This window comes from Pseudomonas sp. Z18(2022), assembly GCF_036346535.1.
In the GTDB taxonomy this organism is placed as follows: domain Bacteria; phylum Pseudomonadota; class Gammaproteobacteria; order Pseudomonadales; family Pseudomonadaceae; genus Aquipseudomonas; species Aquipseudomonas yamanorum_A.
On record NZ_JAOTOA010000012.1, the window covers coordinates 1 to 23,305 of the forward strand.

Here is a 23,305-nt window from a genome sequence, read left to right on the forward strand (position 1 = left end):
GTTTTGGTTACTTTTGCGCTTTTCAAAAGTGACCCGCTGTAAGAGCGGAACCAATAGCGGCCGTTACCGAAGAAACGGATATGTACCCAACCCAGATCAAGCGTTCCCAGCCAACCTCAACCGCGCAGCCTGAGTAAAATCCAGCATCCGCTTCAGCGGTCTAACAGCCTGCGGAATCACCGACGGCTCAACAAAAATCTCATTACTCCCCTCACGCAAACACTGCAGCGTACGCTCCAGGGTGTTCATCGCCATCCACGGGCAATGCGCACAACTACGGCACGCCGCCCCATTCCCAGCCGTCGGCGCCTCGACAAAAATCTTGTCCGGACACAACTGCTGCATCTTGTAGAAGATCCCGCGGTCGGTAGCCACGATAAACGTCTTGTTAGGCAACCGCTGCGCCGCCGCAATCAACTGACTGGTAGACCCCACCGCATCCGCCAGCTCGATCACCGACGTCGGCGACTCCGGGTGCACCAGGATCGCAGCGTCCGGGTACAGCGCCTTCATGTCCTCCAACTGCTTGGACTTGAACTCTTCGTGAACGATGCACGCACCGTCCCACAGCAGCATATCCGCGCCGGTCTGACGCTGGATGTAGGTACCCAGATGCTTGTCCGGCCCCCAGATAATCGTCTCGCCGTTATCCATCAGGCTTTCAACGATCTCCAGCGCACAACTGGAAGTCACCACCCAATCGGCCCGGGCCTTCACCGCCGCCGAGGTATTGGCATACACCACCACCGTGCGCTCGGGATGCTGATCGCAGAACGCCGAGAACTCATCCACCGGGCAACCAAGGTCCAGGGAGCACGTAGCTTCCAGGGTCGGCATCAGGATGCGTTTTTCAGGGGTGAGGATCTTGGCGGTCTCGCCCATGAAACGCACGCCAGCCACCAATACGGTCTTGGCCGGGTGCGCTGCGCCGAAGCGGGCCATTTCCAGGGAGTCGGAGACACAGCCGCCGGTTTCTTCGGCCAGGGCCTGAATCACCGGGTCGCAGTAGAAGTGAGCCACCAGCACCGCGTCCTGAGCCTTGAGCTCGGCGGCAATGGCGGCACGGTAGCCCGCCTCTTCCTCGGCACTCAGCACCTTGGGCTGCTTGGCATCGAGATGGGCTTGGACCAGAAGGCGTTCGGAAATTTGCGTCATGTTCGCAAGACCTGCAGGCGCAGTTGCGCGAAAGTCGAGTGTACCACCGGCTCTGGAGCCTTTCGGGCGCCGCCGGACGAAGTGATTGTGTTCATCAAGCACGGTGAAGCTGCGCAAGGCTACAGAATATCGAATGGATTCAAAAGCCTAATCTGGGATTCGGCGAGGCATAAAAAAGGGAAACCCACGCCGGGGTTTCCCTTTTTTACAACGTCCGGTTTAGCGCGGCAACGCGCCAGGATCGTCTTGCAACAACACGCCCTGATGCATGTTCGCCAGCGCACCCTTCAGGATGGTTTCATCGGCGCCCTGGACCCTCTTGCCCTCCCGCGCCGCGTATTCCAGCAATATCAGGTAGTCGCGATGGCTGCTGGCCTGGTTGGGCTCCAGGGTGTCCTTAACCAGATTAGCCATCTCGTAGCGCTGGGTGCGGGTGTTCTGGCTGGCGCTTTGATCGACGGAGGCGTTGGTCAGGAATCCATCCTTGTAAGTGATATTCGCCGCACTGCTGGCCTTGTCGTCGACCTGTACATAGAGATAGTTCTGTGACTCGCGGCGGGTGTCGAAAGCCGGTGGCTTCCCGCCATTGAGGTCCCGATGGAAACTGGCTTTGAGGCTTGATTGCTGGACCTGATCGATCGTGCGATTCGAGATGTCACTGCCGCCCACGCGGGTTTTCTGGGACACCGTATAGGCAAACGTGTCGGTTTCCCCAGGGCGCGCCGGGTTGGGGGAGCTGGCCGTCTGGCTGATGGAGGCCTTGAAATCTGCCAAGCCCGTCAACAGGCCTTGATCCGCGGCATTGCGGGTCAGCGCCTGTGGCGCTTTGACGCCCTGCGGGTAGTTGCTGTTCATGGCGGTAAACGCATCCTTGAACATCGCCATCAGGTCCGCATCGGCTTTGCCCCGCGCCTGGGCCTTGTCGAACTGGGCCAGGTAGCTTTTCAGCGCGATTGCCTGCTGCTTGGCGTTGCCGAGGATGCCGGCGTTTTTCAGGTCGACCGAGAGATTCACCTCTCCCGCCGGGCTTTTCATGCGGGTGGTACGGCTCTGGCTGTCCGCATGAAACGCGAGGGTGATGTCATCCACTGCCCCCACTTTCAATTTGCCGCTGAGGTCTACCGAGGACAACACACGGGAATCAAACTGCGTCAGCTTGCTCAAATCGAGTTTCGGCGGCTGGGCAGCCAGGCCGTCGATGGCGCCTTGGAAGGCTTCGCCCAACTTGGCGATCTCCTTGAGCTCGGCGGCGCTGAGGGTACCGCCGTCCACCTTGGCCTGCGCGGCCAGGCCACCGGGCTGGCTGGCCAAGCTGAAGGTGACGGTCTTGCCGCTGGCGGTCTTGACGGTAAGGCTGACCCGGTTATCGGCTTCGCTGTGCAGCAGCGCTTGCTGAACCTTGAGTTCGGCCGGGCTTTGGATCTTGGACGACGCGGTGCCGAGCGCCGACTGGGAAATGTCCGTACCGCTCTTGGCGAATTGCTCGATCAGGGTAGCGCCCAAGCCGCTGAACCCGGTGGCTCTGGGCGTTGAGTCGATATTCGCGCCAATCGCCCGTGTCACGGCATCCTGGCTGTCATTTTCCCAGACCGTGATCGGTTCATGGACGGGTAATTGGCCGTTTCGGGAATAGGTCTGGGCCTGGACATCAACCGCCACGTTGCCGAGGCTGACCACCGAGGAGGGCCGCACGAGCGTGGCGTCCGTTTCTGGCGTCAGCGTCGTCGCTGGCGGCGTAACGGCCGGCCGATTGATAAGGGCAATGGCGGAGCTGATGGGCGAAAGCGTAGTCATGACGATCCCTGTCTTGAGCTGGATTGCTCCTAATTTAACCAAGACAGGGAGGGTTTGATAGCGAGATTGATACAATTGCTAGCAAAGAGCCATGTCAGAAAAATGACTCTTTGCCCTCTTTCGGTGCATCAGAAGCGGTAAGTTACCGAACCGCCAAAGCCGTTGGCGCTGTTTTCATACTTGGCGTCGTAGGTCAGTGCCAACTGCGGATTATTGTCGCGGACCTTGATCGGCTCTTCCTTCAGGTAGGAATAAGCGACGTCGAAGGTCAGGTTATCGACTGGCGTCCAGCCGGCACCCAGGCTGAATACCGTGCGGTCGCCTGTAGGAATACGCACGGAACGGTCGGTGTTGTTGGTAGGTGTCTGATCCACCGAGAAGCCGGTACGCAGCACCAGTTGTTTGTTCAACTGGTACGACAGGCCAATGGCGTGGGACCAGGTGTCATGCCAGTTCTGCTGCTCGGTGATGGAATTCAAGCCGCCAAACTGGGCCGCGAGCGCCGACACACCGTCGTTGTTGACGGTGATCTTCTTCAACTGGCTCCAGCGGGTGTAGGTACTGCCCAGGTATAAGGTCCAGTCGTCGTTCAGTTGATGAGTGACCGAGAAGTCCACCGACGATGGCGTCGTCACGTTCAGGCTCGCGTCATAGCGTTGCGGGCCGCCATCAAAGGCATCGGAAACCAGGCCCGAGGCATTGGTCTTGCCGGTCAGGTGGTAAACCACTTGCGAGTGGTAGGTCACACCGAAGCGCGTACTCTCAAACGGTTGCACCAGGATGCCGGCGTTAAAACCGGTGGCGGTGTCATTCCCCTTGATCTTGACCTGTTCACCGGCGCCGCCGCCCAGCGGCACGTTGGAATCCAGTTCACCCGAGATGCGGTTGAAGGTGGGCCCGAAGCCTACCGAGACCTTGTCGTTGAAGGCATAGCTGACGGTTGGCTGGACGGTGACAACCTTGATCACGCTTTTGCTGCCAAAGCCGTTGCCCTGGAAGGCGTTCTCATAATCGGTTTCGAGGCCGAATGGCGCATAAACACCCAGGCCGAACGCCCAGTGCTCATCAATCGGCGTCACCAGGTAGCCCATCGGCACGGCAATGCCAGGTACCATGTCGCCCTTGTCGGTGCCCGGGTTGTTGGCACCAAATTGTGAGGAACTGGCATTCTTGATGTTCGATTTGGCATCCAGGTAGGTCGCCCCGATGCTCACTTCATTCTGCTTGATGCGGGCCATGCCGGCCGGGTTGCCGTACACCGTGCTGGCGTCATCGGCGGAAGAGGAACGCCCGGCGTAACCAGTGCCCATTGAACTGATACTTTGTTCATTGAGGGCAAAACCACCGGCAAACAGGGAAGTGGAGGCAAGGGAGATCGACAGCGCCAAAGCGCTCTTGAAGAGTTTTTTATTCATTATTAGAACTCGAATTATTGGGCTGCACGGGGAAGCTACCAATCTTCGAGAGGGCGAATTATGAAGAGTTTTTCATGCGAAAAATTGTCCTACAATTCTACTGATTTCAAAGACTTCGGCGGTTTTTACGGTGCTTATTCAGACCTTGAAACCGGAATGTGACTGGCGGGTTTTAAGCGTGATTCCCTCGTAACCATTGACCTTCAAGCCACGCTTGAAGCATTGCAGGCGAGTACCGCCGAAAAAGCGTCAAGTCGCTGGTGGTATAGGTGTCGCAATGACATGATGAAGGCCATTTAACACGCGCGGCCGCACTCAAATGAATAGCACTGTCGGGAAGGGTTCAGAGACAAACAGCCCATCCGATTCGGGTGCGAGCGATTTGTCCGCCGCCGGCCTCAACCATAGCGAAGCCTTCACCGAACGGGTGCTTGCCAGCATCAACGACTGCATCAAGGTGCTGGACCTCGACGCACGCCTGACTTTCATGAGCGAAGGCGGCAAGCAGATCATGGAGGTCAGCGACTTCAATGCGATTCGCGGCTGCCCCTGGCCCGACTTCTGGCAGGACCAGGGCAACGTCGACGCCAAGGCCGCCGTTGCCGCCGCCAAGGCTGGGCGCAACGCCAGCTTTGTCGGCGCCGCCAATACCTTGGCCGGCAACCTGAAATGGTGGCACGTGAATGTCAGCCCGATCATGGGCAGTGACGGCCTGCCAGAGAAAATCCTCTGCGTGTCCCGGGACATCACGCCCCTGCGCGAGGCCGAAGAGTCCCTGCGCAAGCTCAACGAATCCCTGGAACAGCGGGTAGTGGAACGCACCCGCGACCGCGATCGCATCTGGCGCCTGTCGCCGGACCTGATGCTTGTGGCGCAACTCGACGGCGTGATCTCTGCGGTGAACCCGGCCTGGACCCGCATGCTCGGCCACGCCGAAGGCGACCTGGTGGGCAGCCAGTTGCTCGCGCTGGTTCACCCCGACGACCTGGCCGTCTCGTCATCGGCCGTCAGCCGTTTGGGCGACGGTAAAAACTTCCCCAACTTCAAGAACCGTTACCGTCACCAGGACGGCAGCTACCGCATGATCGCCTGGACGGCCGTGCCCGACAGCGATTACATCCACGCCGTGGGCCGCGATATCCAGGCCGAGGAAGAAGCCAAGGAAGCCTTGCGCCTGTCGGAAGATGCCCTGCGCCAGTCGCAGAAACTGGAAGCCATCGGCCAACTTACCGGCGGTGTCGCACACGATTTCAATAATCTGCTGACGGTGATCAAGTCCTGCGCCGACTTGCTGAAGCCGCCCTCCCTGAACGAAGCCCGCCGCATCAAATACGTGGAAGCCATCGCCAGCACTGTCGACCGCGCAGCCCGCCTGACCGCCCAGTTACTCACGTTCGCCCGTCGCCAGGCCTTGCGGCCAGAGGTGTTCAATGTCGGCGAAAGCGTCATGCGAGTAGGCGAGATGATGGACAGCCTGACCGGTTCACGGGTCAAGGTGAGCATCCAGGTGCCGGACGATGCCTGCTTTATCAACGCCGATGAAAGTCAGTTCGATACAGCGCTGGTCAATATGGTGGTCAACGCCCGGGACGCCATGGCCGGCAATGGGCATTTGACGATCAGCGTCTCGACGGCAAGCTGGCTACCATCGGTTCGCGCGCATCCGGTGCGCATCGCCGATTACGTGACGATCGAACTGGCCGACACCGGTTCCGGTATCCCGCCGGAAAAACTCGACGCGATCTTTGAGCCCTTCTACACCACCAAAGGCATCGGCCAGGGCACGGGGCTGGGCTTGTCCCAGGTGTACGGTTTCGCAAAGCAATCGGGAGGCGAGATCCTGGTGCAGAGCGAGTGCGGCAAAGGCAGCAAATTTACCCTGTACCTGCCCAAGGTCGAGCCAAGCGCCATGCCGGTACTTCAAGACACCAGCGCCTCGCCCATCGTCTCGAACCTGGGCGTATTGATGGTCGAAGACAACGCCGATGTCGGCCTGTACACCTCGCAAACCCTGGAACAGATGGGCTTTCACGTGCTGTGGGTGCCCGATGCCCAAAGCGCGCTGGAAGCGCTGGCCCCCAACCCGGAAAGTTTTCAGGTGGTGTTTTCCGATATCTCCATGCCCGGCATGAGTGGCCTGGAGTTACTGGAGGCCATCGAAGCCCTGTATCCGTGGCTGCCGGTGGTGCTGACTACCGGCTACAACGACGAGTACGCGCGTATTGCCCAGGAAGAAGCCAGTCGCTTCGTCCTTCTGCAAAAACCCTACTCCACCGAGGCGCTGGCCCTGCTGCTGCAAAAAGTCGTCAAGAGTCGTCTGACGCTGATAGCCCAAGGCTAGGCCGGGTGCCGGGAACGTTACCCATTTCCAGGGCCAGATCCAGCCAGGCCCGTGCAGCCGGTGGCAAATGTGCCTGCCGTCGCCAGGCCAGCGCGATGTGCCAATCAGTCTGGGGCTCATCCAGCTGAATCAAGGCAATGCCGGCATGCAGGTGCTTGTAAGCCAGCATGCTCGGCAAAAACGCGACGCCCAGTCCTGCGGCAACCAGGTCGACGATAAAGTCGATCTGGGCGCTGCGCGCGGTGATGCGTGGGACTACGCCTCTGCGCTCACAGGCCGTGAGAATAATCCGGTTAAGCGCAAACCCGGCTTCGAACAGTATGAAGGGTGAGTCGGCGAGGTCGGAAAAGTCGACGCTTTTACGCCCGGCCAACGGATGGTCGATCGGCATCACCACCATCAGCGGCTCCACCCGCACATCCTGATATTCAAATTCGCCGGCCACCGGCACCAGCAACGCGGCCACATCCACCTCACCAGCCTCCAGGCATTCGCCCAGCTTCTTGCTGCCGTGCTCGATCAGCTCGATCTCAATCTCTGGATAACGCTGTCGGTACAGGGCGAACATCGCCGCAAACAACACGCCACTGCCTACCGGCGGCAAACCGATGCGCAATACACCGCGCTTGAGCCCCAGCAAGTCATTGATCTCGGCCACCAGGTCACTGCGCTCGGCGAGCAGCACCAAGGCGCGACGGTAGGCGATTTCGCCAGCAGCCGTCAGCTCGCTCTTGTGGCCGATGCGATTGAACAGCGGCGTGCCCAATTCATCTTCCAGAGTCTTGACCGCCTTGCTGACGGTAGACTGGGTAAGTGACACCACCTCGGCCGCCTGTGAGAAGCTGCCTTGGCGTACCACTTCGACGAAGGCCAGCAACGTGCGAAGGTTCATGAGTATTCCATTTGCGACTTGAATCAAGTTGGAAAAGTTGTTTTTACCATGAAAGGCCTTTGTCTATCCTCACCCCACCGTTTTCTTCATTCCGGGGCATCACTGTTCATGATCATTTCGTCCGCATCGGATTACCGCGAAGCCGCCCGCCGCAAACTGCCACGTTTCCTGTTCGACTACATCGACGGCGGCGCCTACGCCGAACACACCCTCCGGGCCAACAGCTCGGACCTGTCGGATATCAGCCTGCGCCAGCGCATCCTGCGCAACGTCGAGAGCCTGAGCCTTGAGACCACCCTGTTCGACCAGCCGCTGGCAATGCCGGTGGTGCTGAGCCCGGTGGGCCTGACCGGCATGTTTGCCCGGCGCGGCGAAGTCCAGGCGGCGAAGGCAGCCGCGAACAAGGGCATTCCGTTTTGCCTGTCGACCGTTTCCGTGTGCCCGATCGAGGAAGTGGCGTCCCAGAGCCCACAGTCCATCTGGTTTCAGCTGTACGTGCTGAAAGATCGCGGCTTCATGAAAAACGCCCTGGAACGGGCCCAGGCCGCCGGGGTGAAAAACCTCGTGTTCACCGTCGACATGCCCACCCCGGGCGCGCGTTATCGCGACGCCCATTCGGGGATGTCCGGGGCCTACGGGCCGCAACGCCAAATCCTGCAGGCCATGACCAAACCGGCCTGGGCCTTCGACGTCGGTGTGATGGGCCGCCCCCACGACCTGGGCAACATCTCCAAATACCTGGGCAAGCCCACCCAGCTGAAGGACTACATCGGCTGGCTGGCCAACAACTTCGACCCGTCCATCAGCTGGAAAGACCTGGAGTGGATCCGCGAGTTCTGGAAAGGCCCGATGATCATCAAAGGCATCCTCGACCCCCAGGACGCCAAGGACGCGGTGAGCTTCGGTGCGGATGGCATCGTCGTCTCCAACCATGGCGGGCGGCAACTGGATGGCGTGCTGTCCACGGCCAAGGCACTGGCGCCTATCGCACAAGCCGTGGGCAGCGATCTGACGGTGCTGGTGGACTCCGGCGTACGCTCGGGGCTGGACGTGGTGCGCATGCTCGCCCTTGGCGCCAAAGGCGTGCTGCTGGGCCGTGCACAGGCATACGCACTGGCCGCTGACGGGCAGCGCGGGGTGGAGAACCTGCTGGATATCTTCGCCAAGGAAATGCGTGTGGCGATGACGCTGACGGGTGTGACATCGATCGCCCAGATCGATGAGTCGATTCTGGTGCGCAGCCAGGGTTGATGAGTGCTGCGACCTCAGAATTCCCCCTTCTGAGGTCGCCGGCAGATATTTCTAAATGTTTCTTCATAAAGCCAAACGGTCATCAAACAGAAACATCCCGGGAATTAAATCGTCACGTCTTAGACAGGTGGACCCTTCCACTTACCCCCTTCTTTTGAGGTGTCGTCGTGATGTTGCTGACCAAAAAGAGTCTGTCAGTCTTGTTGACCGCCCTGTGCCTGAGTGGTGTCGCTCACGCCACTGACGTAACGGGCGCCGGCTCCAGTTTCGTCTACCCGGTGCTGTCCAAGTGGTCCCAGGAATACAGCAAGAGCTCCAGTGACCGGATCAACTACCAGTCCATCGGTTCCGGTGGCGGCATCGCCCAGATCAAGGCAGCAACCGTAGACTTCGGTGCCTCCGACGCGCCGCTGTCGGCCGATGAACTGAAGGCCGGCGGCCTGGGCCAATTCCCAAGCGTGATTGGCGGCATCGTGCCGGTGATGAACGTTGAGGGCGTCGCGGCCGGCCAGTTGAAACTCGATGGCGATGTCCTGGCGAAAATCTTCCTGGGCGACATCAAGGCCTGGAACGACCCGGCGATCGCCGCACTCAACCCTGGCCTGAAACTGCCGGGCGCGAACATCACCGTGGTCCACCGCTCGGACGGCTCGGGTACCTCGTACAACTTCACCAACTACCTCGCCAAAGTCAGTGACGGCTGGAAAACCAAGGTCGGTTTCGGCACCACCGTGCCATGGCCAGTGGGCGTGGGCGGCAAGGGCAACGAAGGTGTTTCGGCCTACGTGAAGCAGATCAAGAACTCCATTGGCTTTGTTGAATACGCCTACGCCCTGCAGAACAAAATGACCTACGCCTCGCTGAAGAACGCGTCGGGCAAGTTTGTCGAGCCCAACGCGAAGGCCTTCCAGGCGGCAGCAGATACCGCCGACTGGGCCAACGCCAAGGACTTCAACCTGATCATGACCAACGCCCCGGGTGAGAACGCCTGGCCGATCACGGCGACCACCTGGATCATCATGTACAAGCAGGCGAAGAACGCCGAGCAAAGCCAGGCGGCCTTCAACTTCTTCAAATGGTCGCTGGAAAAAGGTCAGCAGCAGGCCGCGGCATTGGACTACGTAGCGCTGCCCGATTCCCTCGTGACCCGGATCGAAGGTTACTGGAAGTCTGACTTCGCCCACTGATCCGCCCTCCCATGATCCCCTTGCCCAGGCAGCGTCGTGCTTGAGCAAGGGGATGAGCACATCCGATATGAATGAAACTGTCCAACCCCTGGCCATGACCACTCACGCGAGCGATGTATCGGGTGACAGCCGCGCCGCTCGTGATCAACGCAACGACCTGTGGTTCAAACGCTCAATGTTCGGCGCGGCCATGCTCGTCCTGCTGTTGCTGGCAAGTATTGCCGCTTCGACATTGTGGGGCGGTGGCCTGGCCTTCAAGACCTTCGGTTTCGGCTTTATTACCAGCACCGAGTGGGATGCGGTCAACAACCACTTTGGCGCCCTGGTGCCGATTTACGGCACGCTGGTCACCTCCTTCCTGGCGCTGCTGATTGCGGTGCCGGTGAGTTTTGGCATCGCGATTTTCCTCACCGAGGTGGCGCCGCCCTGGCTGAGAATGCCGGTTGCCTCCGCCGTTGAATTGCTCGCGGGCATTCCCTCGATCATCTATGGCATGTGGGGGCTGTTTGTTTTCGGGCCATTCATGGCCGAGTACCTGTCACCCTGGATCAACGACTACCTGGGCGCACTTCCATTGATTGGCTCGCTGTTCCAGGGGCCGCCACTGGGCATCGGGATGCTGACCGCCGGCATCGTCCTGGCGATCATGATTACGCCGTTCATTACCTCGGTGATGCATGAAGTTTTCCGCAGTGTGCCGACTCAATTGAAAGAGTCTGCCTACGCTCTGGGTAGTACGACCTGGGAAGTGGTGTGGGACATCGTCCTGCCCTACACCCGCTCGGCAGTGGTCGGCGGTGTGTTTCTCGGCCTCGGTCGCGCCTTGGGCGAAACCATGGCCGTCACCTTCGTGCTGGGTAACGCCCAGCAGTTCTCCGCGTCGTTGCTGATGCCCAGCAGCTCCATCGCCTCCGTCATCGCCAACGAGTTCAGCGAGGCCTATACCGACCTGCATCGCTCAGCGCTGATTGCCTTGGGCTTCCTGCTGTTCATCGTGACATTCGTGGTGCTGGCATTGGCGCGACTGCTGCTCATGCGCCTGTCCCGCAAGGAGGGCTTATGAATAGCAGCGAACGCCTGTACCGCAGGCGTGCCTTCAAGAACCGCGTGGCCATGGTGTTGAGTTGTGGCGCCACGGTCTTTGGCCTGCTGTGGCTGGCGTGGATTCTGCTGACCACCATCATCAACGGCTTCCAGGCGCTCAACCTGCGCTTGTTCACTCAGATGACGCCTCCCCCCGGAACCGACGGCGGCCTGGCCAACGCCTTTTATGGCAGCGCCCTGATGTCCGGGATTGCGCTGCTGATCGGCACACCCATCGGGCTGATGGCGGGCATCTGGCTGGCTGAGTTCGCACGTCACTCGCGCCTGGGTACCACGGTGCGTTTCATCAACGACATCTTGCTGTCTGCGCCATCGATCGTGCTGGGCCTGTTCATCTATACCGGCGTGATCCTGCCGCTGAACCTGCTGACCAATCACCAGGTCGGCTTCTCCGCCATTGCCGGCGCCCTGGCGCTGGCGCTGCTGGTGATCCCGGTGGTGGTGCGCACGACCGACGAAATGCTCCAGCTGCAACCCTCCACCATGCGCGAGGCCGCCCTGGCCCTGGGCGTGCCGCAATGGAAGCTGACGTTGCAGATTGTATTGAGAGCGGCCAAGGCCGGGGTGGTGACCGGCATCCTGCTGGCGCTGGCGCGGATTACCGGGGAAACCGCCCCGCTGCTGTTCACCGCCTTCGGCAACCAGTTCTGGAGCAGCAACCTGCTCAAGCCGATTGCCAGTGTGCCGGTGGTCATTTTCCAGTACGCCATGAGCCCGTTCGATGACTGGCACGCCCTCGCCTGGGCCGGTGCCCTGGTGCTGACGATGTTCGTGCTGGTGCTGAGCTTGCTGTCTCGCCTGATTCTTTTGCGCAATAGGTCCCACTGATGCAATCGACCCGACTTGAACCTGAAAAAACCAAAATCCGTGTGCGTGGCTTGGAGTTTTTCTACAACAACCAGCGTTCGCTGAAATCCATCGACATCGATATTCCGGAAAAACGCATCACCGCGATCATCGGCCCGTCGGGCTGTGGGAAGTCGACCTTGCTGCGGGTATTCAACCGTATCTACTCGATGTACCCGAAGCAGGAGGCGCGCGGCGAGGTGCTGCTGAACGGCGAGAACATCCTGGCTCCCGGCTACTCGATGAACCGCCTGCGCAGCCACGTCGGAATGGTCTTCCAGAAGCCGGTGCCGTTTCCGATGTCGATCTACGACAACATCGCCTATGCCGTGCGCCACCATGAAAAACTGACACGCCGGGAAATGGATGACCGTGTCGAGCAGGCCCTGCGCGGCGGCGCCCTGTGGGACGAGGTGAAAGACAAACTCAAGCAAAGCGCCCAGAGCCTGTCAGGCGGGCAGCAACAGCGCCTGTGCATCGCCCGCACCATTGCACTGCGCCCGCAAGTATTGCTGCTGGACGAACCGACCTCGGCGCTCGACCCGATTTCCACCGGGCGCATCGAGCAGTTGATCACCGAGCTGAAAGAGCACTACACGGTGATCATCGTGACCCACAACATGCAGCAGGCCGCGCGGGTGTCGGACAGCACCGCGTTCATGTTCATGGGAGAGCTGATTGAGCACGGCAATACGGATGAGATCTTCACCAAGCCGAAGATGAAGCAGACCGAGGACTATATAACCGGGCGGTTTGGCTAGGTTTAACGAAAAAAGCCGATCACTCCCTGCCTTGGGAGTGGTCGGCTTTTTACCGGGCAAAAAAAAACCCGGAAATCCTCACTTGCGTGGGCCTTCCGGATTTTCTAAACCGCCAAAAATGGTGGGTCGTGTGGGATTCGAACCTACGACCAATTGGTTAAAAGCCAACTGCTCTACCAACTGAGCTAACGACCCGCTGTGTGGTGGCGCGTATAATACTGATTTCTAAGGATTATTCAACACCTTATTTGAAATAAATCAGAAATAACGCGTTGGGTCAGTAATTCCGGCCGCCTGGAAGCCTTCTGCACGCAGTCGGCAGCTGTCGCATTTCCCACAAGCACGACCGTCATTGTCTGCCTGATAGCAGGAAACAGTCAGCGAGTAATCGACGCCAAGTCCTACGCCAGCCTTCACGATATCGGCCTTGCTGCGGTTCTGCAGCGGCGCCAGGATGCGAAAGCCCTGCCCTTCTACACCGGCCTTTGTCGCCAGGTTGGCCATGCGCTCGAACGACTCGATGTACTCGGGACGGCAGTCCGGGTAGCCGGCGTAGTCCAGGGCGTTGACGCCAATGAAGATGTCACGGGCATTGAGCACTTCGGCCCAGCCAAGGGCCAGGGACAGGAAAACGGTATTGCGCGCCGGCACATAGGTCACCGGGATGCCTTCGCTGGGGCCTTGCGGTACATCAATGGAGCTGTCGGTCAACGCCGAGCCGCCAATGCCGTCGAGGTTCAGGCCAATCACCTTGTGCTCCACCACGCCCAGGTCGCGCGCGACGCGGGCGGCGGCGTCGAGTTCGGCGCGGTGGCGCTGGCCGTAGTCGAAGCTCATGGTGTAGCAGCTGTAGCCTTCGGCCCGGGCCATGGCGACCACGGTGGCGGAGTCGAGGCCGCCGGACAGCAGGATGACCGCACGCTTTTGTTCAGTCATCTCAGCGCCCCGGCTCGTCGTTCCACAGGTATTTGTGCAGTTGCAGTTGCAGGCGTACCGGCAGGTTGTCCGCGACAACCCAGTCGGCCAGGTCGCGAGCATTCAGGTCGTGATGGCTTGGGGAAAACAGCACTTCGCCGGCGCGGCGGTCCAGACCATATTGGATCAGCTTGGAGGTCGCCCAGTCGTAGTCTTCACGGGAACAGATGACGAACTTGACCTGATCGTTGGGCGTTAGCAACTCGATGTTCTCGTAGCGGTTGCGGTGCACTTCCTTGGAGCCTGGGGTCTTCAGGTCGACGACCCGACTGACCCGAGGGTCGACCGCAGCAATATCCAGAGCGCCGCTGGTTTCCAGGGACACTTCGTAGCCGGCATCACACAACTGCTTGAGCAAGGGAATGGCGTTAGGCTGCGCCAGTGGCTCGCCACCGGTGACACAGACATAACGCGGCCGGTAACCGGCCACTTGCTCGAGGATGTCTTCAAGGGTACGCACGGTGCCGCCGCTGAAGGCGTAGGCGCTGTCGCAGTACTGGCAACGCAGCGGGCAACCGGTCAGGCGCACAAATACAGTGGGCAGCCCGGCAGTGCGCGTTTCACCCTGCAACGAGTAAAAAACTTCGGTGATACGTAATGTGTCTTGCATAGTCGCCACGGGCGTAACAGCTAAACAGGCTGTCCGCCTCCGTCAGGCACTTCAAGGAATTGCGCCAACGCGTAAATCCCAGGAAGCGTGTTTCATAAAAGGGCGTGGATTCTAACGAAAAAACCCGCGCAGGGCGCGGGTTTCTTCTGAACGGGTTGCGACGCTTACATGCGTTGCAGATCCCGCTGGGCCAACTGGGCAGCGGAGGTACCCGGATACTGGGCCACCACCTGCTGCAGAATGCCTTTGACCTTGTCGGTATGACCCAGGCGGCGTTCTACGTCAGCGAGTTTGTACAGCGAGTCCGGCACCTTGGCGTGCTTGGGGTACAGCTGGCTGACCTTGGCAAAGGCCTGGCCTGCGCCCTGCAGATCGCCCTTGGCCAGGTTCACCTCACCCAACCAGTACTGGGCGTTACCCGCGTACTGGCTGTTGGGGTATTTGCGCAGGAATGCGGTAAAAGCCTGGCTGGCCTTATCGAAATCCTTGGCTTTGATCAGGTCGAAGGCTGCGTCGTAATACAGCTTCTCCTTCGCCGGATCACCCGGTTCGCTGCTGGCGGCAGGGGCTTGGCTGGCAGCCGCGCCTGCTGCTGCACCACCGGCGGCCGCACTTGGCGCGCCACCGGCAGAAGAATTATCAGGAGTAGCGGCTGGTGTAACGCCGGCTCCAATGCGTCGATCAAGATCCTGGTATCGCTCCAGGCCTTCTTGCTTCAGCTGGTTCACTTGATTCTGCAGAACTTCAATCGTGCCTTGTTGCTGCGACAATTGATCCTGCATGCGTTGCAGCTGGTTGAACAGCTCGCCCTGTGCCGAAGGTGCGGCCGTAGCCGCACCCCCGACATAGGCGCCGTTCGTGCCATAACCCGCTGGCGGATAACTGCTCCCGCTATTGTTATAGCCAGAGTTGCTATCTTCCACAGGAACCGCAGCCCACACCGCAAGCGGTGCCAGGCTGAGAGCCAATACAGTTAGAGCACGACGGCACGTTCGCATGACGAATTACTTACGCAGTTCGACGCGACGGTTTTGAGCCCAGGACTGCTCGTCGTGGCCAGTAGCAACTGGACGCTCTTTACCGTAGGAAACCAGTTCCAGTTGGCCTGGAGCAACACCTTGCAGTACCAGGTAGCGCTGAACGGCTTTCGCACGACGCTCGCCCAGTGCCATGTTGTACTCACGAGTACCACGTTCGTCGGTGTTACCTTCCAGAACAACGCGAGCGCCGTTAGCTTTCAGGTCCTTCGCGTGAACGTCCAGAGCGCGCATGGCTTCTGGCTTCAGGTCCGAACTGTCGTATTCGAAGTAGAAAGTGGTGATAGCGCGCAGAGCAGCTTCTTCGCTCAGGGAGCCGTCAACTGCACCAGTGTTAGCGCCGTAACCAGCGTTTGGATCAACAGCTGCGCCTTCACCGGCATTGTCGCCGCCTTTAGACGAGCAACCAACGGCTACGGACAGAGCCAGAGCCAGAGCAGCAAACTTACCAAACTTCAGCATTTCCATCGTGAAACTCCTAATGAACCCCAGTGTGTTAAGTACTTCTTTTTGTAGCGCCGCGTCAGTTCAGGTAAGGGGACCAGGACGGTTCTCTGACTTCGCCTTGTGCGGTAGGAAGCGGGAGCCTTACGCGTCCATTAATGGACACGAGCATCAAGACTCCCCGGCCCTGCTGGCGGGTGGCGTAGATTACCATGGTGCCGTTGGGCGCAACAGTGGCTGACTCATCAAGGTTGGTATCTGTGAGGATTTTTACGGTTCCGCGCTGCAAATCCTGGGCCGCAACCCGGAAATTAGTGAAACCATCCTGACGGTGAATCATCACCAACGTCTTTTCATCGGCCGAAAGCTTCGGTGCAGCGTTGTAGTTACCAATAAAGGTCACACGTTCGGCGCCGCCGCCGTTGACGCTGGTTTTGTAGACTTGCGGCTTGCCGCCACGGTCGGAGGTGAAGTAGATGGTCGAACCATCCTTACCCCAGAACGGTTCGGTGTTGATGCCCGGGCCGCTGGTCACACGGCTCAGCTGGCGCGAGGCCATGTTCATCACGTAGATGTCCGGGTTGCCATCTTTGGACAGGACGAACGCCAGGCGCGAACCATCGGGCGACCAGGCTGGCGCGCCGTTCAGGCCTTCAAAGTTGGTGATCTGCTCACGGCGACCGGTATCGATGTGCTGAACGAAGATCCGTGGACGCTTCTGTTCAAAGGACACGTAGGCGATACGTTTGCCATCCGGTGCAAAGCGTGGCGACAGGATCGGCTCACGGGATTGCAGCAACGTCACTGCACGAGCGCCGTCATAGTCGGAGCGCTGCAACGTGTAACGAGTGTTGTCTACCGAAAAACGCTCGGCCGTTACATAAAGCAGGCGAGTCGAGAAGGCACCCTTGATCCCGGTCAGTTTTTCAAACGACTGGTCGGAGATATAGTGCGCCATGTCCCGCAGTTGGTCCGTGGTGCCCGACACGCTGCCGGTCAGCACTTGCTGCTCGGTCGCGACGTTGAACAACGCGTACTGGATCTGCAGGCGACCGCCGGCCGGCGTGATGCTGCCAACCATCAGGTACTGGGCGTTCAACGCTTTCCAGTCGCGGAAGATGACTTCGCTGGCCTGGGTCGGCTGGCTGATCATGTTGCCTTTGTCGATCGGTGCGTAGTAACCGGAGTTACGCAGGTCATCGCTGATGATCTGCGCCATGTCGTCCGGCAGCACGCTGCCGCCCTGCCAGCCAAACGGCACAACGGCGATCGGGGTGGCCCGATCGCTACCGCTGGTGACCAGGATGTTCTTTTCATCCGCCGCCGCTATCCCTGCCATGCAGCAAATAACGACAAGCATTCCTCGAAGAAGGTTTCTCACAAGGCTAGATCCTCAGGTGTGAATGTCATCTTGAATGAACGGTAGGGAGCGAAGTCGCTTGGTTTCATTCCCTGCATCTCGGTCAACCGGCCAATGTTCTTGACCGCTGCTACCGCCGAACTGTCGAACGAACCATCGCCACTGGACTTGGCCACGCTGACCGAAGTCACCGTACCGTCCGGCAACATGCCGATCTGCAGCACTACTGTCATGCCTTTGCGTGCCGAAGGAGGACGAGTCCACCCTTCTGCTGCCCGTGAGCGAATCAGGTCATCGAAACTGCCCGCGACTTCATCACCACGTTCATCGGCCAAGGCTTGCTGGCGCTGCGGCGTGTCGGAAAGCAAATCGGCCAAGGCCTGGGCCTTTTTGTCTTCGGTCGATTTACGTGCTGCTTCCTGGGCCTTTTTCTTGGAGGCATCGGCGGCAGCTTTCTTCTTCGCATCGTCGGCGATTTTCTTCTTCGCCTCGTCAGCTTCAGCTTTCTTCTTGGCGTCGTCCGCAGCTTTCTTCTTCGCGTCTTCGACGATCTTTTTCTTCGCGTCTTCAGCGGCCTTTTTCTTGGCCTCTTCTTCGGCAGCTTTCTTGGCTTCTTCTTCAGATTTCTTCTTGGCTATATCAGCCAATTGTTTCTCTTCGGCCTTTTTGGCTTCGGCAGCTTTATCGGCTTTCTTGGCTTCATCAGCCTTCTGCGCCTCTTCCGCTTTCTTCGCCTCGTCAGCCTTTTTCGATTCCTCGGCCTTTTGAGCCGCCTCTTCTTTCTTTTGTTCCGCAGCAGCCTTCACCGCTTCCTGCTCGACCTTCTTCTGTTCCATCTGCTCGACTTCAGTCTGGCGCGCAGCCGACTTCTGGGCCTCACCCGCAATCTTCTGATTGGTCTGGGTGGTGGCCTGGCTTTTCGATTTCAGCTGATACAGGGTCGCCTGCACGATCGGCTTGGCTGGCGGCAGGTCCGGGGTCATGGCAAAGCTGACGAACAGCATGCCAAACACCAGAACGTGCAGGGCAATTGCCCACACGCTAGGCCAGAAGAAGCTTTCCGAGGCGGACGGCTCTCGCTGTTGGTGCATCAGGGCGCCTCGGTAATCAAGCCAACATTACCGACTCCGGCCTTCTGCAGCCCGCCCATGGCGCCCATCACGGAGCCATAGTCGACAACCTTGTCGCCGCGAATGAACACCTGGGTGTGCTTGCCGCCTTCGTTGCCGGCGCGAATGATCTTGGTCACGGCATCAGTCATCTGCGGCAAGGTCATGGCCTTGTCCTGCTGTTTCTGAGTGTCGACTTCGCTGCCAAGGTTCCAGTAATAGGTCTTGTCAGCCTTGATCGAAATGGTCAGGACCTGGGTGTTGTTGTCCTGCGGCAAGGCTTCGCTGGAAACCTTGGGCAGATCAACCTTCACGCCCTGATTGAGCATCGGCGCGGTCACCATGAAGATAACCAGCAGCACCAGCATCACGTCGATGTAAGGCACTACGTTCATCTCGGCGACCGGCTTGCGCTTTTTGCGAGCTCGAGCGATTAAAGCCATTGGGAATTACCTGCTTATTCTTCGCTGGTGTGCACTTTACGGTGCAGGATCGCCTGGAATTCATCGGCGAAGGTGTAGTAACGGCTGATCAAGGTTTCGCCACGAGCGGCAAAACGGTTGTAGGCGATTACTGCGGGAATAGCTGCGAACAGGCCGATGGCGGTGGCGACCAGCGCTTCGGCGATACCCGGGGCCACAGTGGCCAGGGTCGCTTGCTGGGCCTGGGCCAGGCCGCGGAAGGAGTTCATGATGCCCCATACGGTACCGAACAGGCCGATGTAAGGGCTCACGGAACCGACAGTGGCGAGGAACGGCAGGCTTTGCTCAAGCTTTTCCTCTTCGCGGGAAATCGCGACGCGCATGGCACGGGCCACGCCTTCCATGACCGCTTCAGGGTCAACACCTGGCTGCTGGCGCAGACGGGAGAATTCCTTGAAGCCGGCGCGAAAGATCTGCTCGACGCCCGAATCCGGGTCCGGGTTGCTGCCCGCCTGGCGGTACAGCTTGGACAGGTCGATACCCGACCAGAAGCGCTCTTCGAAGCTCTCCAGGGCACGTCGACCGGCACGCAGCAGGGTGCTGCGCTGAAAAATCATGACCCAAGAGGTAACCGATGCGGCTACCAGGACCAGCATCACCAGTTGAACCACGACACTGGCATTGCTGACCAGGCTCCACATGGAGGTATGGTCGACGACGGTAGGTTCCACGCTAAATCTCCTGCTCTGAATGTTTACCCGCGCCGCTCACGCCGGCAAAGGCCGTGCGTAGAGTTTCGGGAATGGCCCGGGGTTTCAAACTATTGGTGCGAACACAGGCCACCAGGAACTGCCCCTCACAGAGCAGCGTTGCATCCGTAGCCCGCCTGACCTGCTGTTTAAAGCGCAGGCTGGCACGGTTCAATTCGGTTATTTCTGCGCTGACCAGCAGTTCGTCGTCCAGTCGCGCCGGCGCGTAATAGCGCGCCTCGCTGGAATGCACGACAAACAACAGGTCCTCCCCTGCAAGCGTGGACTGGGCAAAGCCCAGCTCCCGTAGCCGCTCGGTTCGAGCCCGTTCCATGAACTTTAGGTAATTGACGTAGTAAACGATGCCGCCAGCATCGGTGTCCTCGTAATAAACGCGACAGCGATGTGCGAACGACTGATCCCCGTTTTGCGCGCGCATACTCTAGTGCTTACTCCTCAGGTTGCCAATCCGGCCAGGCAACTGTTTTTCATTCTCTGGCACATTTCTAACGAAAGAATGACGACGCCAGCCACTAGGACAGCACAAACGCCGAATAAATCGAATCGCCAAGCCTTTTTTAATCGTCTACTGCATCGAGGAATTCGTCTACTACGGGCATCTCGCCCAATCGTGACGGAATGTTTAACCCAAAGTGCAGATAGGCATGCCGGGTGACCACGCGGCCCCTCGGCGTACGCATGATGTAGCCCTGCTGGATCAGGTACGGTTCCAGCACATCCTCAATCGTGTGTCGCTCTTCACTGATGGCTGCCGCGAGGCTGTCCACGCCCACCGGACCGCCGTCGAACTTCTCGATCATGGTCAACAGCAGACGCCGGTCCTGGTGATCAAAGCCGTGTTCGTCGACATCCAGCAGGTTCAGCGCCAGGTCCGCCACCGGCTTGGTGATATGCCCCTTGGCGCGCACTTCGGCAAAGTCGCGTACCCGGCGCAGCAAACGGTTGGCAATCCGTGGTGTACCCCGTGCGCGGCGGGCGATTTCAAACGCGCCTTCCGGGTCCAGGGGCAAACCGAGGATGTTCGCCGAACGGCTGACGATGGTGGCCAGGTCCGCCGTGCTATAGAACTCCAGACGTTGAACAATCCCAAAACGGTCTCGCAGCGGGTTGGTCAGCATCCCCGCGCGGGTGGTCGCCCCCACCAGCGTGAACGGTGGCAGGTCGAGCTTGATCGAGCGGGCCGCCGGGCCTTCGCCGATCATGATGTCCAGCTGGAAGTCTTCCATGGCCGGGTACAGCACTTCCTCGACGATGGGCGAAAGCCGGTGAATCTCGTCGATAAACAGTACGTCGTGAGGTTCGAGATTGGTCAGCAGCGCCGCCAGGTCGCCCGGGCGCTCCAGCACGGGGCCCGAGGTGGACTTGATCGACACGCCCATTTCCTGGGCGATGATGTTGGCCAGGGTGGTCTTGCCCAGCCCCGGAGGGCCGAAGATCAACGTGTGGTCCAGTGACTCGCTGCGCCCGCGCGCGGCCTGGATAAACAGCTCCATCTGCTCGCGCACGGTGGGCTGGCCGATGTATTCGGCAAGGCTCAGGGGGCGAATGGCCCGGTCCTGGACTTCTTCACGATCACGCGGGCCGGTGGCCGCGATCAGACGATCAGCTTCAATCACTTAAATCATTCCCTTCAGGGCGCGGCGGATCATGTCTTCGCTGCTCAGGTTCTTGTCCTTGATGACCGACACGGCTTTGCTCGCCTCTTGCGGTTTGTAACCCAGGGAGATCAGCGCACTGACCGCATCGCTTTCAGCGCTGGCCACCGGCGCACCCGGCGCGTCCGGCTGGTTAGGCACCAGGGCGAACATGCTCGGCACCACTTCCCAGGCCTTGAAGCGATCCTTGAGTTCCACCAGCAAACGCTCGGCGGTTTTCTTGCCGACACCCGGCACCTTGGTCAGCGCCGACGTATCCTGGGCCGACACACAGCGCACCAGCTCATCCACTTCCAGGCTCGACATCAACGCCAGCGCCAGCTTCGGCCCCACGCCGTTGAGGCGGATCAGTTCGCGGAAGAAATCCCGGTCACGCTTGCCAATGAAACCATAGAGCAATTGCGCATCTTCGCGCACCACCAGGTGGGTGTGCAGGGTCAGCGGCTCACCGACCGACGGTAGGCGGTAGAGGGTAGTCATGGGCACTTCCAGCTCATAGCCCAGCCCGTTTACATCCAGAATCAGGTGCGGCGGCTGTTTCTCAGCCAGGGTGCCGCGCAAGCGTCCAATCACGTTCGAATCCTTAAGAATCGGCTCAGATCAAGGCCTGGCCGGTAATAACGCGGGCATGTCGGCCGACAGCACAGGCCGTTCATGCACCCCACGCAGAATGATTGCGCTGATGCTATCAGAGACGCAGCCGGCCGCCACGACTGCGTGCCGTACCCAAGCCATGGGGCATCAGGCTGGAGCGGGTGTGGGCGTGGCAAATGGCAATGGCCAGCGCGTCGGAGGCGTCGATTTGCGGCTTGGCGGTGAGTTTGAGCATGTGCATGACCATCATCATCACCTGCTCCTTGTTGGCCGCACCGGTGCCGACCACGGCTTGCTTGACCTGGGTCGCGGTGTATTCAGCGATTTCCATGCCCTCCTCGGCACCGGCAACGATGGCCGCACCACGGGCCTGGCCGAGCTTGAGGGCCGAGTCGGCGTTTTTTGCCATGAACACCTTTTCGATGCCCATGGTGACCGGGCCGTAGGTCTGGATCACTTCACGCACACCGCGATACACGATCTGCAAGCGCTCGGCCAACTCGCCGGCGCCGGTACGGATACAGCCCGAGGCCACGTACACGCAGCCTCGCGGGGTCTGTTGGACCACGCCAAAGCCGGTGATTCGCGAACCGGGGTCGATACCTAGGATTAGAGTCATAACGCCTGCGAGATGGATTTAAAGCGGATGCGCCAGGCACATGGTTTTTGTAACAGCATAGAACCCTGTAGGCGCTGGCTTGCCTGCGATAAAGACACCTCGGTACATCAGTTACACCGAGTTGATGCCATCGCAGGCAAGCCAGCTCCCACATTGGATCTCCGGCGCTCTTAAGTGAGCTGTTCGGCAACCGACTCAGGGATATCGGCGTTGGAATAGACGTTCTGCACGTCATCCAGGTCTTCGAGCATATCGAGCATCTTGAGCACCTTCTGCGCACCGTCCAAGTCCAGTTCGGCACTGGTGGTCGGCAGCATCACGATTTCCGCGTCGGTGCCTTTGAAACCGGCTGCTTCCAGCGCGTTACGCACCGAGTAAAAGCCCGCAAACGAGGTAAACACGTCGATGGAACCGTCTTCGTTGGTCACCACGTCGTCGGCATCCGCCTCCATCGCCGCTTCAATCAGCGCATCCTCATCAACGCCCGGCGCGAAAGAAATCTGCCCCTTGCGCTCAAACAGGTAGGCCACCGAACCGTCGGTGCCAAGGTTGCCGCCACACTTGCTGAACGCATGGCGCACAGCCGCCGCAGTACGGTTGCGGTTGTCGGTCATGCACTCGACCATCACCGCCACGCCACCCGGGCCATAGCCTTCGTAGCTCAATTCGACCATGTCATCGGTATCGGCCGCGCCGGCACCACGAGCCACGGCGCGATCGATGATGTCGCGGCTCATGTTGGCACCGAGAGCCTTGTCCAGGGCCAGGCGCAGACGCGGGTTGGAACCCGGGTCACCGCCACCCTGGCGCGCGGCTACGGTCAGCTCGCGAATCCACTTGGTGAAGATCTTGCCTTTCTTGGCATCCTGACGCTCTTTGCGGTGCTTGATGTTCGCCCACTTGGAATGGCCAGCCATAACACAACTCCGAAATTCTGTAGAAACCTGTCGATCCCGCCCCAGGC

Annotated in this window: 23 protein-coding genes and 1 tRNA gene; 6 read left to right on the forward strand and 18 right to left on the reverse strand. The window is 59.7% G+C overall.

The window, feature by feature from the left end; translation table 11 throughout:
- Window positions 1-96 precede the first annotated feature (96 nt).
- The 3 genes from nadA to V3W39_RS21510 all read right to left on the reverse strand — a co-directional run bounded on the left by nadA (window position 97) and on the right by V3W39_RS21510 (window position 4,364).
- Window positions 97-1,155 carry a quinolinate synthase NadA gene (gene nadA / locus V3W39_RS21500; RefSeq protein ID WP_177046069.1) on the reverse strand — a complete coding sequence of 353 codons (1,059 nt, stop codon included), beginning with the start codon at window positions 1,153-1,155 and terminating at the stop codon, window positions 97-99.
- A 219-nt stretch (window positions 1,156-1,374) separates the two neighbouring features.
- The gene (locus tag V3W39_RS21505; RefSeq protein WP_330213321.1) at window positions 1,375-2,949 is read right to left on the reverse strand and encodes a lactate dehydrogenase; all 1,575 of its coding nucleotides are present in this window, start codon (window positions 2,947-2,949) and stop codon (window positions 1,375-1,377) included.
- A gap of 128 nt (window positions 2,950-3,077) precedes the next feature.
- Window positions 3,078-4,364 carry an OmpP1/FadL family transporter gene (locus V3W39_RS21510; RefSeq protein WP_177046067.1) on the reverse strand — a complete coding sequence of 429 codons (1,287 nt, stop codon included), beginning with the start codon at window positions 4,362-4,364 and terminating at the stop codon, window positions 3,078-3,080.
- A gap of 382 nt (window positions 4,365-4,746) precedes the next feature.
- On the opposite strand from V3W39_RS21510, the gene V3W39_RS21515 reads away from it, so the two are divergent.
- Window positions 4,747-6,705 (forward strand): hybrid sensor histidine kinase/response regulator, encoded by a 1,959-nt coding sequence (locus V3W39_RS21515; protein WP_259196826.1) that lies wholly within the window; start codon window positions 4,747-4,749, stop codon window positions 6,703-6,705.
- On the opposite strand, the gene V3W39_RS21520 is transcribed toward V3W39_RS21515, so the two are convergent.
- The gene (locus V3W39_RS21520; protein ID WP_177046063.1) at window positions 6,671-7,597 is read right to left on the reverse strand and encodes a LysR family transcriptional regulator; all 927 of its coding nucleotides are present in this window, start codon (window positions 7,595-7,597) and stop codon (window positions 6,671-6,673) included. The two genes, V3W39_RS21515 and V3W39_RS21520, sit on opposite strands and share 35 nt — an antisense overlap.
- Before the next feature lie 108 nt (window positions 7,598-7,705).
- Between V3W39_RS21520 and lldD the strand changes: the two genes are divergently transcribed.
- The 5 genes from lldD (at window position 7,706) to pstB (ending at window position 12,746) form a co-directional block, all read left to right on the forward strand.
- A complete protein-coding gene (gene lldD, locus V3W39_RS21525) occupies window positions 7,706-8,848 on the forward strand; it encodes an FMN-dependent L-lactate dehydrogenase LldD (RefSeq protein ID WP_177046061.1) in 1,143 nt (380 codons plus the stop codon).
- 170 nt (window positions 8,849-9,018) lie between these two features.
- Window positions 9,019-10,035 (forward strand): phosphate ABC transporter substrate-binding protein PstS, encoded by a 1,017-nt coding sequence (gene pstS, locus V3W39_RS21530; protein ID WP_177046052.1) that lies wholly within the window; start codon window positions 9,019-9,021, stop codon window positions 10,033-10,035.
- Window positions 10,036-10,102: 67 nt separating this feature from the next.
- Window positions 10,103-11,098 carry a phosphate ABC transporter permease subunit PstC gene (gene pstC, locus V3W39_RS21535; protein ID WP_177078775.1) on the forward strand — a complete coding sequence of 332 codons (996 nt, stop codon included), beginning with the start codon at window positions 10,103-10,105 and terminating at the stop codon, window positions 11,096-11,098.
- Entirely contained in the window at window positions 11,095-11,967 is an 873-nt protein-coding gene (pstA, locus tag V3W39_RS21540) for a phosphate ABC transporter permease PstA (RefSeq protein ID WP_177046048.1), read from the forward strand. The genes pstC and pstA overlap by 4 nt, the downstream gene beginning before the upstream one ends.
- Complete coding sequence (gene pstB / locus V3W39_RS21545) at window positions 11,967-12,746, forward strand: phosphate ABC transporter ATP-binding protein PstB (protein ID WP_177046046.1); 780 nt, start codon at window positions 11,967-11,969, stop codon at window positions 12,744-12,746. The genes pstA and pstB overlap by 1 nt, the downstream gene beginning before the upstream one ends.
- Before the next feature lie 119 nt (window positions 12,747-12,865).
- Here pstB and V3W39_RS21550 read toward each other — a convergent pair.
- From V3W39_RS21550 to V3W39_RS21615, 14 genes are all read right to left on the reverse strand, one after another.
- Window positions 12,866-12,941 (reverse strand) — tRNA-Lys (locus V3W39_RS21550).
- Between the two features lie 63 nt (window positions 12,942-13,004).
- Window positions 13,005-13,682: a 7-cyano-7-deazaguanine synthase QueC gene (queC, locus tag V3W39_RS21555; protein ID WP_177046044.1), complete on the reverse strand. Its 678-nt coding sequence runs from the start codon at window positions 13,680-13,682 to the stop codon at window positions 13,005-13,007.
- 1 nt (window position 13,683) lies between these two features.
- Window positions 13,684-14,331 (reverse strand): 7-carboxy-7-deazaguanine synthase QueE, encoded by a 648-nt coding sequence (queE, locus tag V3W39_RS21560; protein WP_177046036.1) that lies wholly within the window; start codon window positions 14,329-14,331, stop codon window positions 13,684-13,686.
- Window positions 14,332-14,495: 164 nt separating this feature from the next.
- On the reverse strand, window positions 14,496-15,329 hold the full coding sequence (gene ybgF / locus V3W39_RS21565; RefSeq protein ID WP_177046034.1) for a tol-pal system protein YbgF: 834 nt from the start codon (window positions 15,327-15,329) through the stop codon (window positions 14,496-14,498).
- A gap of 6 nt (window positions 15,330-15,335) precedes the next feature.
- Window positions 15,336-15,836: a peptidoglycan-associated lipoprotein Pal gene (pal, locus tag V3W39_RS21570; protein WP_003209827.1), complete on the reverse strand. Its 501-nt coding sequence runs from the start codon at window positions 15,834-15,836 to the stop codon at window positions 15,336-15,338.
- 55 nt (window positions 15,837-15,891) lie between these two features.
- Window positions 15,892-17,172 carry a Tol-Pal system beta propeller repeat protein TolB gene (tolB, locus tag V3W39_RS21575; RefSeq protein WP_032881902.1) on the reverse strand — a complete coding sequence of 427 codons (1,281 nt, stop codon included), beginning with the start codon at window positions 17,170-17,172 and terminating at the stop codon, window positions 15,892-15,894.
- 17 nt (window positions 17,173-17,189) lie between these two features.
- Window positions 17,190-18,263 (reverse strand): cell envelope integrity protein TolA, encoded by a 1,074-nt coding sequence (gene tolA / locus V3W39_RS21580; RefSeq protein WP_330213322.1) that lies wholly within the window; start codon window positions 18,261-18,263, stop codon window positions 17,190-17,192.
- On the reverse strand, window positions 18,263-18,715 hold the full coding sequence (gene tolR, locus V3W39_RS21585; RefSeq protein WP_161635741.1) for a protein TolR: 453 nt from the start codon (window positions 18,713-18,715) through the stop codon (window positions 18,263-18,265). The genes tolA and tolR overlap by 1 nt, the downstream gene beginning before the upstream one ends.
- A gap of 23 nt (window positions 18,716-18,738) precedes the next feature.
- Window positions 18,739-19,434, reverse strand: coding sequence for a protein TolQ (gene tolQ / locus V3W39_RS21590; protein WP_177134118.1), 696 nt, complete (start codon window positions 19,432-19,434; stop codon window positions 18,739-18,741).
- Window position 19,435: 1 nt separating this feature from the next.
- The gene (ybgC, locus tag V3W39_RS21595; protein WP_177046030.1) at window positions 19,436-19,891 is read right to left on the reverse strand and encodes a tol-pal system-associated acyl-CoA thioesterase; all 456 of its coding nucleotides are present in this window, start codon (window positions 19,889-19,891) and stop codon (window positions 19,436-19,438) included.
- A gap of 139 nt (window positions 19,892-20,030) precedes the next feature.
- On the reverse strand, window positions 20,031-21,089 hold the full coding sequence (gene ruvB / locus V3W39_RS21600; RefSeq protein ID WP_071484352.1) for a Holliday junction branch migration DNA helicase RuvB: 1,059 nt from the start codon (window positions 21,087-21,089) through the stop codon (window positions 20,031-20,033).
- Window positions 21,090-21,701, reverse strand: coding sequence for a Holliday junction branch migration protein RuvA (gene ruvA / locus V3W39_RS21605; protein ID WP_330213323.1), 612 nt, complete (start codon window positions 21,699-21,701; stop codon window positions 21,090-21,092).
- Between the two features lie 115 nt (window positions 21,702-21,816).
- Complete coding sequence (gene ruvC / locus V3W39_RS21610) at window positions 21,817-22,341, reverse strand: crossover junction endodeoxyribonuclease RuvC (RefSeq protein ID WP_003209812.1); 525 nt, start codon at window positions 22,339-22,341, stop codon at window positions 21,817-21,819.
- A 170-nt stretch (window positions 22,342-22,511) separates the two neighbouring features.
- Entirely contained in the window at window positions 22,512-23,258 is a 747-nt protein-coding gene (locus V3W39_RS21615; protein ID WP_010169954.1) for a YebC/PmpR family DNA-binding transcriptional regulator, read from the reverse strand.
- Window positions 23,259-23,305: the final 47 nt, after the last annotated feature.